A 17,136-nucleotide genomic window follows, 5' to 3' on the forward strand; every position below is an offset into this window, starting at 1 on the left:
TTAGGTATGTTCACTATACCGGCAGATATATGGGTGATAACTGACATTAAGAAGAAGTAATGTTTTCCTATCTGCATTACATTGGCATTCACATCCATCCAATGCTGAATGTCACGATATTTAATTACATACCATGCAAATCTTTCCCTCGCCCTCCCGTTCTATGGATGCTAAGTTTGGGATTAAGCTTTTCCTCATGCAACCCACCCCACAGTTACCTGTAGCGCAGTTTCGGATGGGAATATCCCTATCACTGGGATACTAGAGTTATTAATCTATACTGAAATATTTCAAGAAGAAGCCGCTTCTTGTCGCACTCCTCTTTCATCCGCATGAAGGTTGCTTCCATGTCTGTTTTGGAATAGCTGTTGTGGCCTTTCCCCATGATCTCAAAGCATGCCTTATACTCCATCAGACGGGTCCCGCATTCTTCCAGTTCCTCGTAAAGCTTCTGGATCTCTGGTTTATGCTTACCTTTCCCATAAACGAATCCGATGTCTTCTTCCTGTGCAATCTGCATCAGGTTCTTCTGCAGTTTCCTGTTTTCTTCAATGACTTTACGGACTTTGTCCATTCCTTCAATCACAAACATCCGGGCATTTCCGAGATTGTATTTGAGGCCATATCCGTTTTCAAGCAGAAATGTATTATACTTTGTGTAAAGAGCATCGATAGCGTCCAGCAGACCGGCAAGATGATAGTTAAGACTGCCCCGCCAAACGAACGTATACCCAATGATTAAGATGGAAAAAGAACATGACCTGAATCTTTACAGTTACTAAACCTTCTCCAAAGCATTGTCCAGAGAAACAGATAGCCAATGATCAGCTCAAAGAGCTAACGCCTTGGAATGAAACACTCAAATCTATCAAAAATCGCATGTGAATTATAGTCAATGACTTCAACTTAGCAAGGAATGGAATAATTCTATATCTAGGTGTATTATTATTTGGTGGTTATTTCATTGATAAACAAACTCTATCAAGTTTCATAGTGAGCATTATACTATCATTACTTCATTCATGCTTCCAGTTCTATATCCCATTAAATCCAATGTTACATAAGAAAATCCATACTCTTTATATTTTTGATATACAATTGATCTTATATTTTCTTCCAACAATAATCCATACTCTTCAGGGTTTAATTCAATTCTTGCTATACTGCCATGAATCCGAACACGTACCTGATGAAACCCTAGATCTAACAACAACTGTTCCGCCCTATCTACCATCATTAACTTTTCTTTACTAATCAAATCCCCATACGGAAAACGACTTGAAAGGCAAGCAAAGGACTGTTTATTCCAAGTTGGTATACTCAAATATTTTGATATATCACGAATATTTTGCTTTGTAAACCCGATATATCTTAGCGGACTTTTAATGCCAAGCTCAGCCACTGCTTTTAAACCAGGTCTATAATCTCCCATATCATCAAGATTTGATCCTTCTGCAATTTCAAAAATATTTTGTTCATTTGCAAGAATACGCATTTTTTCAAATAATTCATGTTTACACAGATAGCAACGATTTTTAGGATTATGAGAAAATCCCTCTATTTCAAGTTCTTCTGACATCACAACAAAATGACGCACCCCTACGCTTTTACAATATTCTTTTGCTTCTTCCAGTTCTCTGTCTGGAAATGAATAGGAAGATGCAGTAACGGCAATACACCGATCCCCCAATGCCTCCTTTGCAGCATATAATAACAATGTAGAATCCACACCACCGGAGAAAGCAATCGCTACACTTCCAAAAGAATATATATATTGTTTTAATTGTTCATATTTTTTTAATAATTCATTGTTCATTTTATTTTCAATCCTTTCTATTACGATACATTATGTACCTCCGCTCCTTGTGCCAAGTAATAAGCTATCGTAATCTCTTTCCATCTAACACAAAACCACCTGAATAGATTTTAGAATATAGATAGACAGCGATACATAAATATGTTTGATGAACAACTGCACATAGTATCCTAATAAATTTGGGATATATCATAAATCCTTCCCATATCTATCAGTTTTTTGTACAAAATATCCGCAAATACTGGGTGTCCTTCATCTGTTAGGTGTTCATCATCAATGCTGAGTGCGACAGCATAGTATGATGCAGCAATGAATGCGGTATTAATAAAATCCTGTCTACCAGAATCTCTTTTATTAATTCATCCAGGCAAAGCGCAATTCCTTTCCCAATCACATGGGCAGTAGCACCATACAATATTTTGCGGTCATTTGTACCTAGCATGATAATTACTGTAGCCAAAGGAATATGGATTTTCAACCGGCAGGAAGTGTATCTAATCCATTTCTTCCGTTACGCAGTGCATCCTCAAATATGGTCGTTCTTCCTCACAGACCTTCTTCTATGTATAGAGGTGTTACGACGTCGTTCTTTTTTCTGTTAAATACTTGTCCAGTGTTTTCCCCTTGGATATCGTTCATGAGTACCTGGAATCAGCCCCCAGGTATTGAAGTCGCCAAAAGCCAGTATATTTTCCATCATTTATTTTTTCTTCCGCCTTCAACAACCAGACTGTCTTCGTAGTCCAAGCCATAGGTGTCAGCTAATGTTGCCTTATAAGCTGAATGGAAAAACTGCTCCTCACCAAGGCTTATGATTTCCTCATTCAACCAATCCAGAAGAGTATCATTACCCTTGGAAACTGCTGGTGCAATGCTGCCCTGACTGCCCAATGATGGAATTCCTACAGTGTAACCATCGTTCTGCAATGCAAAAGCAATAACCTCTGTGTTGTCATTTATCCACGCTACTCCGTTACCGTTTTCCAGGGCATTCTTTGCAGTTGCGTAAGAGTCATACTTCTGCAGTGGGATATCCGGATAGTTTTCAATCAGATAGGTTTCTGCGGTTGTACCAGAAATGACAATGATTTGATCCTCCGCATTCCAGCTATCCAGGCTCTCAATCACACGGCTGTCTGGAGAAACAACTCCTAGTGCAACATTCATATATGGAAGTGCGAAATCTACTTCTTCAGCACGCTGAGGTGTTACTGTGAAGTTTGCCAGAATGATATCTGCCTTACCAGTCTGCAGATATTCGATGCGATTAGCCGCTTCGGTGGATACATAATTGATTTTCACACCGAGATCTGCACCGATGCGGTTGGCAAAGTACACATCATAGCCCTGATACTCCCCATTTTCATCTACATAGCCGAATGGGTTCTTGTCAGAGAAAACGCCGATGTTAATGGTGCCGCTCTCCTTAATTTCGTCCAAAGTACGGTAAACAACATTCTGTTTTTTTTCTCTGTCGGATGCCACACTGCCATTGGCAGAATTCTTTGATCCACAGGCAACTAGAGAAAGCGTCAGCGAAAGAGTGAGTACAATGGTTACAAGCTTGCGAATATTTTTCATCATAATCTCCATTCCGGGCATCGCCCTATATCAGTTTTGCTTTGAACCTTTCCGCTCAAAGGTAAATGTTTGCAAAAACTTTTTTGCCCGGTCAGTTTTCGGCGCATCGAAAAACTGATCCGGTGTCCCTTCCTCTTTGATATCTCCATCATCCAGAAAGATGATCCTGTCAGCCACCGCCCTTGCAAACTGCATTTCATGAGTGACGATTATCATCGTCCGTCCCTGATCAGCAAGGTTTAAGATAACCTCCAATACTTCTCTGACCATCTCCGGGTCAAGTGCTGCTGTTACCTCATCAAACAGCAGAATTTCAGGATGCATACATAATGCACGGACAATCGCAACTCGTTGTTTCTGTCCACCAGATAACTGCCGCGGAAAACTTTTCGCTTTTTCCGCAAGGCCAACACGGGATAAAAGTGCAAGAGCTTCTTTTTTTACCTCGTCCTTTGTCCTTTTCTGCACTTTGGTCGGTGCCAGCAGGATATTATCCAGCACGTTTAAGTGCGGGAACAGCTCATAGCTCTGGAATACCATACCGATCTTTTGGCGAATTCCGGTTAAGTTTCTGCTTCGCTTCGTGACGAGTTCCCCATGCAGCCGGATCTCACCGCTCTGAATATTCTCCAGGGCATTGATACACCGCAGCAGCGTACTTTTTCCGCATCCGCTGGGGCCAACGATCACAACAACCTCGCCCTCGTGAATCTGCAGGCTTAAATCATTGAGAACAGTAGAATTGTCAAATTGTTTTGTCAGATGATCTATGGTTAATACCGATTCTGACATCTTATCACCTCCATCGTTTCTCAAGGTATTTTGCCAAAAGGCTGATTGGCCAGCATGCAATAAAATATAAAAATAATACCATTAAGTAAATTCCAAATGCAGCATTGGGACTACCCATTCGGTTTGCCTCTATAATCTGTTGGGCAACCTTCAGTACCTCCACAACGCCGATCATCAGGAGCAGGCTTGTTGTTTTAATCATCCTTGTAATGAGGTTGATTGACAGTGGGAGCAGCCTTCGCACGACCTGTGGCAGAATAATATACCGATAGCTTTGCATTCTTGTTAGCCCCAGTGCTTCGGCACTTTCATACTGGTGTATGGGAATACTAATAAGCGCCCCTCGGACCAGATCGCTCATTTCAGCCGTTCCCCAGACTGTGAATACAATCACGGATGCCAGCTCCCCGGATAAGTCCCAGCCAAAGGCTCTCGTAGTACCGAAATAGACGAGGAACAGTAACACCATCTGCGGCATAATCCGGACAAATTCCAGATAGCATCGCAGGATCGCCCGGCAGATTGGATTTTTCCATGTCATGAGAATGCCCAAAATTATTCCCAATGGGATACTGATGGCGATGGAAATCATGCTGACTTTGAGTGCCGCGTCTAATCCGCCAAGAATACGTGCAAGATTTTTCCCTTTCAGCAGCACCTCAAGACCCAAACCCTGCATAGCGTGACCTCCTTTCCAGGAGGCTTCCCAAAACGGAAACCGGAAGCAAAATAATAAGATAGAACACCACTAACAAGAAAAGGCTCTCTGCAGTTTTGTAATACAGTCCAATCAGATCCTTGGCTGTAAACATTAAATCCATAAGGCTTATGGCAGAGAATACGCTGGTTTCTTTCAATAAAAAAATCACATTCGCCATAAATGCCGGAACGCTGATAGAAAATGCCTGCGGCAAAATTACATAAAAAAAAGTCTGTAGTTTACTTAGCCCGAGGCTATATGCGCTTTCCTCCTGGATTGGCGCAATCGCCTCAACCCCACTGCGAAATCCTTCTGACATATAACTCCCGCCGAGAAAAGCCAGCCCTGCAACACCGCACGCAGCGGCATCTGTCTGAATACCAATTTTGGGCAGGCCATAATAGATGAAGAATAACTGCACCATAAGAGGCGTATTCCGGCTGATTTCAATGTATACAGATACAATCCTGCGGATGACCGGAATCTTATAATACTGAATGATGGTGCATAGTAACCCAATCGTAATGGCGGCCGCTATCCCAATAAATCCGATTTTTACTGTCAGTACCGCCGCTTTTTGGTACAATGGCAAATATTTCCCAATAATTTCCCAGCTCAAGCCAGCCGCCTCCTTATACCTCAATTTCATTCATATCACTTATTTCAATGAAGCAAACCCATTCTCTAAGTCAGCGATAATATCATCAATATGCTCGATGCCGATGGACAGGCGGATGGTATTCGGCTTAATGCCCTGATCCAGTAATTCTTCCGGGGAGAGTTGGGAATGGGTAGTACTGGCCGGGTGGATTACGAGGCTCTTTACGTCAGCTACATTGGCAAGTAGGGAGAAGATTTTCAAATTGTCGATAAACCTCCAGGCTTCTTCCTGGCCGCCCTTAATCTCAAAGGTGAAGATGCTGGCTCCTCCGTTGGGGAAATACTTCTCGTACAATGCGTGGTTTAGATGATCCGGCAGACTGGGATGATTGACCTTTTCCACCTGTGGATGATTGACCAGATATTTCACCACTTTCTTTGTGTTTTCTGCATGACGTTCCAGGCGTAGGGAAAGGGTTTCCACGCCCTGCAAAAGCAGGAATGCGTTGAAGGGGGAAAGAGTTGCACCTGTATCGCGAAGAAGAATGGCACGGATATAGGTGACGAAGGCCGCCGGGCCTGCCGCGTCCACAAAAGAGACACCATGATAGCTGGGATTGGATTCCGCGATAGGAGCATATTTACCGCTGGCTTTCCAGTCAAATTTGCCGGAATCCACGATGATACCGCCCAGGGTAGTGCCATGGCCGCCAATGAACTTGGTGGCGGAGTGGACTACGATATCCGCGCCGTGTTCAATTGGGCGAATGAGGTATGGAGTGCCAAAGGTGTTATCAATCACAAGCGGCAGACCGTGTGCATGGGCAATCTCTGCAATTGCATCAATGTCCGGGATATCGCTGTTTGGGTTACCCAACGTTTCCAGGTAGACAGCTTTGGTATTTGGCTGTATGGCGGCGGTCAGTTCTTCAAGATTATGGGTATCCACAAAGGTTGCAGTGACTCCGAACTGAGGAAGTGTGTGTGCCAGCAGATTATAGCTGCCGCCATAGATCGTCTTCTGTGCTACAATGTGATCGCCGGCTTGTGCCAGAGCCTGAATGGTATAGGTGATTGCGGCAGCACCCGATGCAGTTGCCAGTGCAGCAGCGCCACCTTCAAGCGCGGCAAGCCTCTTTTCCAGTACATCCTGTGTCGAATTTGTCAGGCGTCCATAAATATTGCCTGCATCTGCAAGCCCAAAGCGAGCTGCGGCGTGTGCAGAATTATGGAACACATAAGATGTGGTCTGATAAATGGGAACTGCTCTGGAACCGGTGGCAGGATCGGCCTGCTCCTGTCCAACGTGAAGCTGCAGGGTTTCAAATTTGCATCTGTTTTTATATTCACTCATTTTTGTAATCTCCTTTGGATTAATATTTTTCGGTTCAATCGGCTGCCGTTCCGGTTTCGGCAAATAAAAAACCGGAAGCTTCATCACAAGCTCCCGGGCAAATGGCATACGATTTGCTGACAGATCAATCAAGCATGGTATCGAGGCAGTCAGCTATGCTGCAATCTGCGCATAACTGTACCCCAGCCATATAATATGCCCGGGAATTCCGCATTCGACAACACATGACAGTATTAACTTTGAAGGTATATAATCCGGTCATTGCTCTCGCCTCCTTTCCTGATGATCAACTCAAAACTGATGCGCTTATAGTATCACCAATCACCTACTATGTCAATAGGCAATATGGGAAATTTTTAATAATTATTGATTTACCTATTCACCCCGCGGTATAATAGGCATAAATCACAGAAAGGACGGTGTATGGTATGGTTTCAACAAAAGGACGCTATGCTCTTCGTGTCATGATAGATCTGGCAGAACATGGTGGTGAAGGATACATTCCTTTGAAAGAAGTGGCAGAGCGACAGGAAATCTCTAAAAAATACCTGGAGATTATTGTAAAAGAGCTTATCAAAGGAAAGATGCTGATCGGGCTTGGAGGACGTGGGGGCGGGTACAAACTTTGCCGTCAGCCGGAAGAATATTCTGTGGGTGAGATATTGGAATTAATGGAGGGCTCGCTTGCTACTGTTGCATGTCTTTCCAAGGACGCCACCCCCTGTAGCAGGGCCTCCACATGTAAAACGCTTCCCATGTGGGCAGAGTTTGATAAAATGGTGCATGATTATTTTTATGGAAAAACACTGGAGGATTTGTTATAAATTTACACTTATAACATCTGGGTGGTATGATGTATGTATCGGAATTGTATACTTATTGCCCATATTATTAGCTAGTTCTTTTAGGAATCAGCATGATTATTTTGTGGATCACATCCATAGATATGTGGAAAACATTGCAGGCAGTGCATAGATGGATGATGATTTTTCTATTCTCTTCTTATCGACTCATTCTGCTGAAACAGTCCCAGGCAATTGGGTACAAGCTCACATCATATCCCATAAAAACTCTCCTGAATCATCCAGCACAACAGGGCACCAGCTACTTCTCTCCAAATTGCATGACTTTGCAGAGCGCAGGCAAACTACTCCACAGCTTCCGTGCCATACTGGGGATACTACGGGAGGTCCGCTTTACTACCTTTCCTGTTTTGCTCAAAAAACCCGTCCACCGAATACTCCTCGGTTTCGAGCCAGTTCAAAATGATTTCCTCGGAGGCCTACCATGCCAGCTTATTGAGTTTATCCAACTCCTTACGAATCACTCCCACAGTGGATACCTATCACAAAACAGGGAACAAGGACTCCACCCGCTCCTGACCCTCATAGAAAAATCTCCCTATGCCCATAGACTGAGGATAACGTGAAGACCTACTATACCAACCAGATGTGCTGGAACGATTGTGGTACCATACTGTTTGTAGCTGCTTGCCATCCCCATAATGATACGCTTTCGCCTATTGCGGAGAAGGAATGGGATGTCATGGAGTAGCCCATAGTCGTCCGGTTTGCATTAAGGTCGATACCTGTGCCCTCCTATTCTCCACAAAATTCTGGACTGCAGCAGGGCTCAGTTTCTTCGCATCTGCCACGTCCTGTCCATACGGAGTGATTTTCTGAAAGATACAGCCGTTTGCCGCTTCCCATCTCTGTACAGCGGTCCTCCAGTTATTTGAATAATACCGGGGTAATGTCCCAGCGTATATATCCAGGCCCACAAATGGGTAATCTTATAGTCGTTCTCCTGATCCACATGGATCACCGCAGGTTCTCCCTGTGGGCCACAGTCCCGGTAGTCCAGGAAGATCATATCGTGTCCGGCGCTGGGTCAGTCGCCAATGGTCACGCCGATGTCTAGCTACTCCCACTCATCGATCATGAACTAGCTGCCAAGGTTTCCACAAAGAGCGTGTGCTTTTTCCCGTCCAATGCCGAATATGCCGGTTATGGCCACATGGTCCTCCTCCCAGCAGGTGGACTCATTGGTGGGACTGCAGGTGTTCACAGGTATCCCCCCATTGTGCTGCTTCATCAGCCAGATGTAGGAAGCGGGCAGCTTATAGCCCATTTCCTTCTCCACTCTAACGATCAGCTCATCGGAAGGAGGTTCTCTGACATATTCCTTCAAGGCATACTCGTTATCGTCCCAGAAATTGTTAAGGTCAAATTCCTCAAGAGGAGTATCCCCGGGCACGAACTTGGCTTTCTTTCTCCGGCTGCCCTGGAGTTTTTTCATCTCCGCTTTGCACTCCCGGATTACCGCAGGGGCCTTTTCGTCCTCCGGGTACAACTCTGCCCACCTCCGGGCATAATGGAGGGCCTCCACCTCCTGACCGTGCGGATACTGATAGGCATAGGCCATGCGCATATTCCACTCCGCCTTTCCCTGTCCTTCTTCCCGGACGGCTTCAAGCACCTCGATGGCCCGAAGAAGTGCTTTGTCCCTCTTGTAGTTGGGAGCCCCCTCCTCATGATCTCCGATGATTGTGTAGTTTTCCAGCGCCCGAGCCAGGGCGTAGGCAAAGAGGTAGTCCCTCTGATCTGCCGGGACAGCGTTCATTACCTGAATACAGCAGGTATACTCGTCCTCATCATTCCACCGCTTCAACTGATCATAGAATGCCTCGGCGTTCTGCGAGGTGTACGGGTTGTAGTCCGTGTCCACCATTGTTTCCTCCAGTTCATTTTCATGTTCCTCGGTATCCGACTCATCATCCGATGCATTTTTAGATGTACCGAGGCTACCTCACTGCGGAAGGTGCGGAAGCTGGCCCAAGGAATGTCGCTGTTCTCAAAGAATTCCTTGTCCATCCTGAGTGCCATGCGGATGTCCCAGGCTATGAAGTCCACATAGCCGCATCAGAGGCCGGTGGCTTCACCGAAGAGGGTGAAGAAATCTGAACTGTCCCCGTCAGTAAGAACTTCCTCCAGCTTGCCGCGGAAGTCAAAGATCTTATCACTATCTTTCTCATCCCGCTGGATATACAGCGAATAGGAGATAAAACCCGCCACCTCACCATCTGCGTGGAACTCGTTCATGAAGTCATTGTCGGCGTTCAGATAGCCATTGACAAGAGGAACGCAACAAGCATATCTACCATCACATCCAGCCGTCAGTCAGCGTCCGGGGTTTCATCAGGCCTCATTTCATAGCCACTGTAAGTTTCCAAATATCTTTCCGAGTTATTGGAGAGGTCCAGGACCTTGTCCTTCAGATTGCCAGGCAGCTGGGAAATACGAATGGACGGAACCTCCTTGGATTCCACCAGCACATCAAATCTATCTATGTACCGCATATGGTGAATTTCTCCCAGTATTTGATCGGTGAGGGTCGTAAGCATCCACCAGACTCGGAACTCCTCCTCTCGGAGCATAGGCATCAGCTTTTCACAGTAGCAGGAGATGACAAAGCTGTTTTATCCCGACTCCTCCAGCCAGATCAGCACCTCTTCCTCGGAGATACTCCAGCCATCGGTGCGCAGGCGATGGCTGTATGGACTGGCAGCCCACCAGGATATTCCAGTTCCTCAGAACTGTTTCGGGTGTACGCTTCTGGAAGTAGACCAATTCAAACAGCTTGACCTTTTCTCCCTCCGGGGTAAGAATCAATTCATGTTTTTTCCCATTGAATCCCATCCTAAAGGAAATATCATCAAATGCCAGATGCAGAATGTGTTCGCACTGTGCGATCAGTTTCATTGCCCATCTCATGTTTGTTGCCCTCTCCCATGAGGTAACGCATCTGTGACTCTTGCTTGGCAAATGCTTCCCATGTCGTTTCTGTCCTCTCCCGGAAGCACTGCTCAAAGCGGGGAAGGGAGATCCGCTTCTCACAGTCGTCCGTTAAATCCTCGATTCCCTGACGTGAGTTGAGTCTAGAATCGTCACCTGTATTCAGCTCCAGCGCCCGGCGGAAATGGGGCAACGCCCGGCTCTCCTGGTCCAGATAGTACCAAGCATACCCCATGTGGAAATTCCATAAATAAGTTGTCCCCAATTCATCCTCATGAACCTGCATAAGTTTCAACGCATGCTTGAGCATCTGTCGTCCTTTCAGCGTTTCCGAATTCCCCATATTATTATAAGCACGGGCCAGTTTCATATCTATATCGCCAGTGCGCTTGTCTGCGGGAATTGCTTCCAAAGCATCCATGATCTTATGGTGTTTGTCATCTTCGTGCCATTTCTGACACTGCTACAAAATATCCATATCCAGTCTCTCCTTGTACCTTATTCCCCAATAAACATATACTGAACATATCAGCAATTATCAATAATAAACTGTTAAATATTTTACTGTTTTCTGAAAACTCCTACGAAAATACAATAGTAAAAATATCGGAACATTTTATCCTACAAATCAGAGTGTTAAACGAGGTCCTTTCATATATGCCCTGTCTGCTGATGCAACCAGATTATACTTGCGTTTTATACTACGCAGCCAAGTCAGTATCTTCCAATTATATGAATGGTAGTAAAAAATAGTTCCACTTGCACCATCCTTGAGAAGCAGACATAGAGATAATAAGTGGATCCTTTTTTATCAGAACATTACTCAAATTTTTTGACGTTTGTAGACAGACTCCCATCCAACGTTTTCTATATAACGTTATTGTTGTCATCTGGTTCACTATATAAATTTTTTAATGCTTTTAAGGTATCGGAAAAACGCACGGAGTGTTTCATCCTGGGGAGACCCAAAACAATCCTTCATTTGATACTTAAAAGACTTCTCAATGTTCCCAATCTGGAGGATTACTTTCTTACGATTTTCATCTATAGTCACATTTGTTATTGTGGCATACGGCATATACTCGTTGTCCTCTGTTTTATTTCCTACAAAAAAATTTGCAGCTAACTGCCTCTTCCAATCAAAAATTGTGTATTATCTTCATATTTTTTCAATATTTATATGAATTGATTTGATGTGGAGGGTATGGGTCTCATTCCGCCCTTATCATAAACAACCACCCAAATATGCTGTGCATTAACTGCATCCTCCAAAAAATTGATAATAGAGAATGGTGTTCCCTTTAAGCAAGGGGACTCTTATATAGCGAACTCTTTCATGCGGTCTTGCGCCTTGCCGCCAGATTGTTCTCTTCGCGCAGACATAACAAGAATAAAGATAATACCCAACACAACGACAACAACCGGAATAATTAACAACTTATATCCCATTTTCTCTCTCCTTATCTACTTAAATTTATATTGTACCCATGGACTTGAATCATCCTGCAAAAGCCCCTGTACAATCCCTATAATATCAGTTAATGACATTGTATTTCCCAAGCACATAGCTCGTCCAATAACATACCCACTCGCAAACTCTTCCCATGAGGTATAAACTTATTGTCTGAGACTACGTGCATTAAAAAGATAACTCCATGCCTCCTCATCAGATATATAACCGGCATCAAAACAACAACGAGTGACCAAAACTAAACTCCCCATATCCCATGCGACAATAGACTGCTGTACAGTTTCTCCATTTGCTAATCAAATTGCTGAAAGACTCCCCCAAGTTTGAAATGTAGTCCTGAATTCTGGCTATCCCATCCTCATCTACCCCATTGCTGTCAATCTGAATTTCTCAGCCAGAAAAAAAACCTTGATTCGATCAAAATATACTCGGTGCCCGCTGATAAAAAACCATTCCTGGGTTTCAAGTGCAGTATCCCTATCTTCTATGTCATAGTAGCTAGACAAATTGTCCTTAATATCTGTTACACGTGAGCCTGTTGAAAGGCTATCGCAAAAATACTCTGTTTATGCAGAGTTAATAGCACCGATATTAATAGCGGTAAGTTGTTCTACTGACCAATTTTGCGGAACAGGATTCTTTCGGTATTTTGGGATATCAAAAAATATTAAAATCATATCAAATATATAAGTTTTATAATTCCCTTTTCTTAAACGTTACTTTCTCTTTTGTTCCTAAATATTCCAAAACAAGTAGAAAAGGGGGTTCCAATAATTCCATAATTTCCGCTTTTATTGTTATAACATGCGAAGTTTTGTCTATGCTATCTGAACTCGTTGATTACTGAAATAATAATCTTCTCCTTGCTCACTTTTGCAGTTTTGATATTTCACGCTCTTTACCTTCTTATTGGACTTGCGATCATTTGCTTACTAAATTTTCTCTTGAGCACCTTACAAAAATCATGCAATAGGTGGTTATTTTCATCTCTAAAAAGAGACTTATTGATACTTCATTCATCAGCTTAGACTTTACTCCGCTTTCTGTGAATACTTCCCAGAATAATCCTAGTGTATATATTTGTTCCAACTATAAAGGGGGGTATAAACATTGTTTTCCATGTTCTCACCATCTGTCATGCATGGGATTGGGACTTTCCCAAAATACAAACAAGAAGCTGTTTACCAGGAGTGTATCCACATTCCCGGTAAAATCCTTGCCCGGTCCATTCCACCAGGAGGGGATTTTCTCTTTGAGGAAGCTCCCCAAAATCCCCCTGTATCATGAACACTCCGGTTGTGATGATTGAATTAATACTTTTCTTTTCAAAATCGTATATTCCTGCTATAATATACACAATAACTTATATCATACAAGGGGATAGGAACCGATGAAACAGTCGGATAAAAAACAACGTTTGAATGGAATGGCTGCTATTGGGATGGGGCTTGGTCTAATTTTCGGAATTTTGTTGGAGAACCTCCCACTGGGACTTTTGATAGGAACTGCATTGGCTTTCTTTGGCAATATAACAATGAAAAGATAGGTGTATGATTATGAATGGACAAATGTATCAGATATGCCCCATTGTCGTAGCCGCTAGAAGGGCATTATAAAACCGCAACTCGATTTGTTACATACCAACAAACTATAAAAACCCTTCACAATTTCTGTGTGTGACGGTGAGTGGAGGTTCACCATATACCGCTCCCGATGTATCACAATGGTATGAGCATCTCAAAGAGCAACATTTGACAGACATTCAACTCTATTGCCCTACTTCTGTCAAAGATCGCAGCCTGTTAGGGTTTTCCAATACGACCCAGGCAAGTATAGTGTGTTTTTTTCAGGGGAATCGAAGGACCTATTTTATTGCTGATTGGAAGTTTGATTCCAAAGAGCGAAAGTGGAATGTCCTCTACACGGAACATCCATGGAATGACTCTCCGAAGGCATGGCCACGTTTTGAAAATAATACGCAATTGTTCCGAAGTGTCTTGCACCATATTCAGGACTTAGCGATCCGGCTTGGATTTGAAAACTTTACAAACATCTTTTATCAAGCAGGAACGATTTTGGACGGCGGCAAGGAATATCCCAATAAATCATACGGTCTTATACTGCCGCCACTACCAGATGATCACTTAAGTGTGTTTGAGGTAGCTAACCGGGCGGATGTATTGGGAGCAATGGGTTTATGGAATGATTCACCTCCTTGGGTGGCGCACGAAAAAGGGTTGGAGCCGGAATATGAAACACTTTCTGCGGAACTGTTGAAACAGATCCGGCTTGGATTATTGTATGCGATCAATGAATGGTAGACCGGCTGCTCTATGCGGCTGTCCTACTTGTTTGAAGCGTTCAGCTTGTCAAAATAAACCGGATAGATTAGGCTGCATGAGGTGAGACAATGTATACGGACAGCAGAGAAAACGAAGTACGATTACTGAAACAGTTGTGGGCAGGGCTTCCAACCATATGTCCCAAATGCCGCCAAGCGGAATTAATGCATCTTCATAAGAAAGCGAAAAAGAGTAATATAGATTGGAAGTGCCCTGCCTGCGGAGAAATTTACCGCACCATAAACATGCTGAGTGAGCTGCCGGATTCTTAAATTTCTGTATAGCCTGGCTCTTGCAACTTCCGGTTGCGTTTTAGTTGGTAGCCTGCAACTGGAATGTTGATGTACGATGAAAGCGGATAGGAGGGCGTGAACATGGCACTGAACGAAAACATTAAAGCCAGGCGTACACAACTAAAAATGTCCCAAGAGTATGTTGCCGATCAGTTGAGCATCGGCCGTCAAGCTGTTTCAAAATGGAAGGTAGGAACCAGTGAACCGACATCTAAAAACTGATTGTAACTGTCTTCTCTCTTTGAAATGAACATTGCCGAACTGGTTGAGCCTCAAACGTATGCTTAGGAACAGGAGGCGCAGGAACAGAAATTTAGGTATAAGCCGCGAAATACCAAGATGCTTTTAGGCAGGGGGATTTATTCTGCTAAACGCTGGCTGGGACAGCTATTCTTCTGGCCTGTATGGTACAGACATACCATATTATTGGTTAGCTATTTTGGTCATTGGCCTTGCTATGATTTTCTCTATTTTCTTTTTTCCGCGTATCATTCCTTTGGGGCAGGTTGGAGCGAGGTATCTTCTGGCAAACGTAATTACTGCAATCTGAGGCATTCTATTAAATTTGAAATATTGGCGGCATATTTGGAAGAGCAAATAAAGCAGAGGCTCTTTGCACTTCCTCCTCTTATCAACAACTAAATACCAGCCGTTCACAGGCGGCACCACACCGCAAAAAATCTTTGACCGCTTAAAGCCACAGGCCGGAGCAATCCTATCTCTGTCTAAAGCCCTGGAATATGCCCAGACGCTTCCCGTCACGCACACTTCCAACCATTGGAAGCAACCGGACAACTACCGTCATATCCTCAGTAAGATGGTTTACCATATGTATTATTCCATTTCTGAGAATACCCGGTACAACAGCACATCCCAAAACTCCGTCCCTTACTTTAGGCATTAATCTGGAGTCTGCACACCAATGCGCCAGGCGGTTACCTACAGACCAGGACGGCCAGACAGAATCGGAAAGTCTTTGCCAGCTGGGACGCACTGGACAAGTACCTGAATGGTCGTATCAAGGTCCACACCTATTCCTTTGCTGAAATTTCCCCATCTATACCATCAAAACAAAGGATGGGGGCATCATACCACAGAACTTTCCAAACAGGAGGAAGCCGCAGTAGCCGTCCCTGAAGTGCTATAATAAAGTTGTAACAGCAGTGGCTAATAAGATATACTAAGAATAATCAGGAAAGAGGTCTTTATTATGCCACAAAATTACACACCCGAGTTTAAAAAGAAAATTGTTCGCCTTCATGAAGAAGATGGACGCACCTACAAAAGCATTACTGCTGAATATAGCGTATCCAAAGCCAGTATCTCCAAATGGTGCGAGTTATTCCGTGAAGAATGCCAGTTAAGACAGGAATCTAAAGAAGAATACGACTACATGAAAGAAATGCTCAAACTTCGAAAGGAAAATGAGGAACTTCATAAGGAAAATCTTTTCCTAAAAACAGCAGCGGCATTCTTTGCAAAGGAAATCGATTAGAGGCTTATTGATTTGTTGACAAATATCATACAGAGTTTGGCATCCGATGGCTGCTTCGGCGGTTCTGCATTTGTCCAAACGCCTACTATAACTACCGGAAACACCGGAAGGCGGATTACTATACCCATAAGGCAAAGGTTCTGATGGCAATAGACATCATTTATCATGACCCTAAGGGAGTCGATGGTTACAGGAGCATGCGCGTGTATCTGGAACAGAAAGGATACAGCTACAGCCTGCCGACCCTTCATAAATACATGAATTCAGAACTGGGACTTAAATTCATTGTCCGCCGTAAAAATCCTGGTTATATGCACGGGAAGCCACATAAGGTATTTGAAAATAAGTTAAAACAGAACTTCCATGCAGATTCCATCAATCAAAAGTGGTGTACGGATTTCACATACCTGTTTTTGAAAAATGGAGATATCCGCTATAATTGCAGTATCATTGACCTGTATGACCGGAGCGTAGTGGCCAGCATCACCGACCGGCGAATTACGAGCGGACTGGCGATCCTGACGCTTCAAAAAGCGCTGTATTCCCAACCGGCAATCAAAGGCGAACTGATCCTGCACTCTGCTCAGGATAGCCAGTATACCTCAAAAGCCTTTATAGATTATTGTGAATCCGTCCATGTGACGCAAAGCATGAGTAAGGCGGGCTATCCGTATGATAATGCGCCGATGGAGAGGTATTTCAACACGTTAAAGAATGAATGCACCAATCTGTATGAGTTCAAAACGGAAGAGGCACTATATCGGACCGTGGAAGAATTTGCGTACGTGACATATAACCATGTCCGACCGCACAGCTTTAACGGATATCGTCCCCTCTGTCAGGCAAGAACCGCAGCATAACCAGAGTATAAGCTCGCGAAGAAGCAGATATTTTCTAG

At 43.8% G+C, this 17,136-nt stretch carries 15 protein-coding genes and 4 pseudogenes; 8 read left to right on the plus strand and 11 right to left on the minus strand.

The window, feature by feature from the left end:
- Positions 1 to 316: 316 nt before the first annotated feature.
- From HMPREF9469_RS29900 to HMPREF9469_RS29930, 7 genes and pseudogenes are all read right to left on the minus strand, one after another.
- A pseudogene (locus HMPREF9469_RS29900) lies at positions 317 to 730 on the minus strand (IS1182 family transposase); the annotation flags it as partial.
- Between the two features lie 270 nt (positions 731 to 1,000).
- The gene (gene larE / locus HMPREF9469_RS29905; RefSeq protein ID WP_007871505.1) at positions 1,001 to 1,816 is read right to left on the minus strand and encodes an ATP-dependent sacrificial sulfur transferase LarE; all 816 of its coding nucleotides are present in this window, start codon (positions 1,814 to 1,816) and stop codon (positions 1,001 to 1,003) included.
- A gap of 696 nt (positions 1,817 to 2,512) precedes the next feature.
- Entirely contained in the window at positions 2,513 to 3,397 is an 885-nt protein-coding gene (locus HMPREF9469_RS29910; protein WP_007871506.1) for a transporter substrate-binding domain-containing protein, read from the minus strand.
- A 30-nt stretch (positions 3,398 to 3,427) separates the two neighbouring features.
- Positions 3,428 to 4,189 (minus strand): amino acid ABC transporter ATP-binding protein, encoded by a 762-nt coding sequence (locus tag HMPREF9469_RS29915; RefSeq protein WP_007871508.1) that lies wholly within the window; start codon positions 4,187 to 4,189, stop codon positions 3,428 to 3,430.
- Between the two features lie 4 nt (positions 4,190 to 4,193).
- The gene (locus HMPREF9469_RS29920) at positions 4,194 to 4,868 is read right to left on the minus strand and encodes an amino acid ABC transporter permease (protein ID WP_007871510.1); all 675 of its coding nucleotides are present in this window, start codon (positions 4,866 to 4,868) and stop codon (positions 4,194 to 4,196) included.
- Positions 4,849 to 5,508 (minus strand): amino acid ABC transporter permease, encoded by a 660-nt coding sequence (locus HMPREF9469_RS29925; RefSeq protein ID WP_007871512.1) that lies wholly within the window; start codon positions 5,506 to 5,508, stop codon positions 4,849 to 4,851. Before HMPREF9469_RS29925 ends, HMPREF9469_RS29920 begins: the two co-directional genes overlap by 20 nt.
- Before the next feature lie 39 nt (positions 5,509 to 5,547).
- Positions 5,548 to 6,843, minus strand: a complete 1,296-nt coding sequence (locus tag HMPREF9469_RS29930) for an O-acetylhomoserine aminocarboxypropyltransferase/cysteine synthase family protein (protein ID WP_007871514.1) — start codon at positions 6,841 to 6,843, stop codon at positions 5,548 to 5,550.
- A 428-nt stretch (positions 6,844 to 7,271) separates the two neighbouring features.
- Here HMPREF9469_RS29930 and HMPREF9469_RS29935 point away from each other — a divergent pair, with 428 nt between their 5' ends.
- A complete protein-coding gene (locus HMPREF9469_RS29935; protein WP_007871525.1) occupies positions 7,272 to 7,667 on the plus strand; it encodes an RrF2 family transcriptional regulator in 396 nt (131 codons plus the stop codon).
- Positions 7,668 to 8,268: 601 nt separating this feature from the next.
- Positions 8,269 to 8,397 (plus strand): hypothetical protein, encoded by a 129-nt coding sequence (locus HMPREF9469_RS33400; protein WP_265583612.1) that lies wholly within the window; start codon positions 8,269 to 8,271, stop codon positions 8,395 to 8,397.
- 78 nt (positions 8,398 to 8,475) lie between these two features.
- Here HMPREF9469_RS33400 and HMPREF9469_RS33965 read toward each other — a convergent pair.
- The 3 genes and pseudogenes from HMPREF9469_RS33965 to HMPREF9469_RS34135 form a co-directional block, all read right to left on the minus strand.
- Positions 8,476 to 11,058: pseudogene (locus HMPREF9469_RS33965) on the minus strand (SMI1/KNR4 family protein).
- An 896-nt stretch (positions 11,059 to 11,954) separates the two neighbouring features.
- Positions 11,955 to 12,086: a hypothetical protein gene (locus HMPREF9469_RS33405; RefSeq protein ID WP_007871543.1), complete on the minus strand. Its 132-nt coding sequence runs from the start codon at positions 12,084 to 12,086 to the stop codon at positions 11,955 to 11,957.
- 15 nt (positions 12,087 to 12,101) lie between these two features.
- Positions 12,102 to 12,374 (minus strand): annotated as a pseudogene (locus tag HMPREF9469_RS34135) (DUF1266 domain-containing protein).
- Between the two features lie 1,124 nt (positions 12,375 to 13,498).
- On the opposite strand from HMPREF9469_RS34135, the gene HMPREF9469_RS32565 reads away from it, so the two are divergent.
- From HMPREF9469_RS32565 to HMPREF9469_RS33240, 3 genes are all read left to right on the plus strand, one after another.
- The gene (locus HMPREF9469_RS32565) at positions 13,499 to 13,654 is read left to right on the plus strand and encodes a hypothetical protein (protein ID WP_166461767.1); all 156 of its coding nucleotides are present in this window, start codon (positions 13,499 to 13,501) and stop codon (positions 13,652 to 13,654) included.
- Positions 13,655 to 13,859: 205 nt separating this feature from the next.
- Positions 13,860 to 14,429: a hypothetical protein gene (locus HMPREF9469_RS29960; RefSeq protein WP_242827955.1), complete on the plus strand. Its 570-nt coding sequence runs from the start codon at positions 13,860 to 13,862 to the stop codon at positions 14,427 to 14,429.
- A gap of 395 nt (positions 14,430 to 14,824) precedes the next feature.
- Positions 14,825 to 14,965 carry a helix-turn-helix transcriptional regulator gene (locus tag HMPREF9469_RS33240; protein ID WP_007871546.1) on the plus strand — a complete coding sequence of 47 codons (141 nt, stop codon included), beginning with the start codon at positions 14,825 to 14,827 and terminating at the stop codon, positions 14,963 to 14,965.
- A gap of 201 nt (positions 14,966 to 15,166) precedes the next feature.
- On the opposite strand, the gene HMPREF9469_RS33245 is transcribed toward HMPREF9469_RS33240, so the two are convergent.
- On the minus strand, positions 15,167 to 15,505 hold the full coding sequence (locus HMPREF9469_RS33245) for a hypothetical protein (RefSeq protein ID WP_040417862.1): 339 nt from the start codon (positions 15,503 to 15,505) through the stop codon (positions 15,167 to 15,169).
- On the opposite strand from HMPREF9469_RS33245, the gene HMPREF9469_RS33970 reads away from it, so the two are divergent.
- The 3 genes and pseudogenes from HMPREF9469_RS33970 (at position 15,477) to HMPREF9469_RS29985 (ending at position 17,098) form a co-directional block, all read left to right on the plus strand.
- Entirely contained in the window at positions 15,477 to 15,647 is a 171-nt protein-coding gene (locus tag HMPREF9469_RS33970) for a hypothetical protein (protein ID WP_270467895.1), read from the plus strand. The genes HMPREF9469_RS33245 and HMPREF9469_RS33970 overlap by 29 nt on opposite strands.
- A gap of 8 nt (positions 15,648 to 15,655) precedes the next feature.
- Entirely contained in the window at positions 15,656 to 15,880 is a 225-nt protein-coding gene (locus tag HMPREF9469_RS33975; RefSeq protein WP_265583613.1) for a hypothetical protein, read from the plus strand.
- Between the two features lie 73 nt (positions 15,881 to 15,953).
- Positions 15,954 to 17,098: pseudogene (locus HMPREF9469_RS29985) on the plus strand (IS3 family transposase).
- Positions 17,099 to 17,136: the final 38 nt, after the last annotated feature.

Source organism: [Clostridium] citroniae WAL-17108 (genome assembly GCF_000233455.1).
Taxonomy (GTDB): domain Bacteria; phylum Bacillota; class Clostridia; order Lachnospirales; family Lachnospiraceae; genus Enterocloster; species Enterocloster citroniae.

Bases quoted from the DNA above. Each gene is read 5' to 3' on its own strand.
- HMPREF9469_RS29915 (WP_007871508.1), bottom strand. From the start codon at position 4,189: ATGTCAGAATCGGTATTAACCATAGATCATCTGACAAAACAATTTGAC.
- HMPREF9469_RS29910 (WP_007871506.1), bottom strand. From the start codon at position 3,397: ATGAAAAATATTCGCAAGCTTGTAACCATTGTACTCACTCTTTCGCTG.
- HMPREF9469_RS33240 (WP_007871546.1), top strand. From the start codon at position 14,825: ATGGCACTGAACGAAAACATTAAAGCCAGGCGTACACAACTAAAAATG.
- HMPREF9469_RS29920 (WP_007871510.1), bottom strand. From the start codon at position 4,868: ATGCAGGGTTTGGGTCTTGAGGTGCTGCTGAAAGGGAAAAATCTTGCA.
- HMPREF9469_RS33405 (WP_007871543.1), bottom strand. From the start codon at position 12,086: ATGGGATATAAGTTGTTAATTATTCCGGTTGTTGTCGTTGTGTTGGGT.
- larE (WP_007871505.1), bottom strand. From the start codon at position 1,816: ATGAACAATGAATTATTAAAAAAATATGAACAATTAAAACAATATATA.
- HMPREF9469_RS29935 (WP_007871525.1), top strand. From the start codon at position 7,272: ATGGTTTCAACAAAAGGACGCTATGCTCTTCGTGTCATGATAGATCTG.
- HMPREF9469_RS29930 (WP_007871514.1), bottom strand. From the start codon at position 6,843: ATGAGTGAATATAAAAACAGATGCAAATTTGAAACCCTGCAGCTTCAC.
- HMPREF9469_RS32565 (WP_166461767.1), top strand. From the start codon at position 13,499: ATGAAACAGTCGGATAAAAAACAACGTTTGAATGGAATGGCTGCTATT.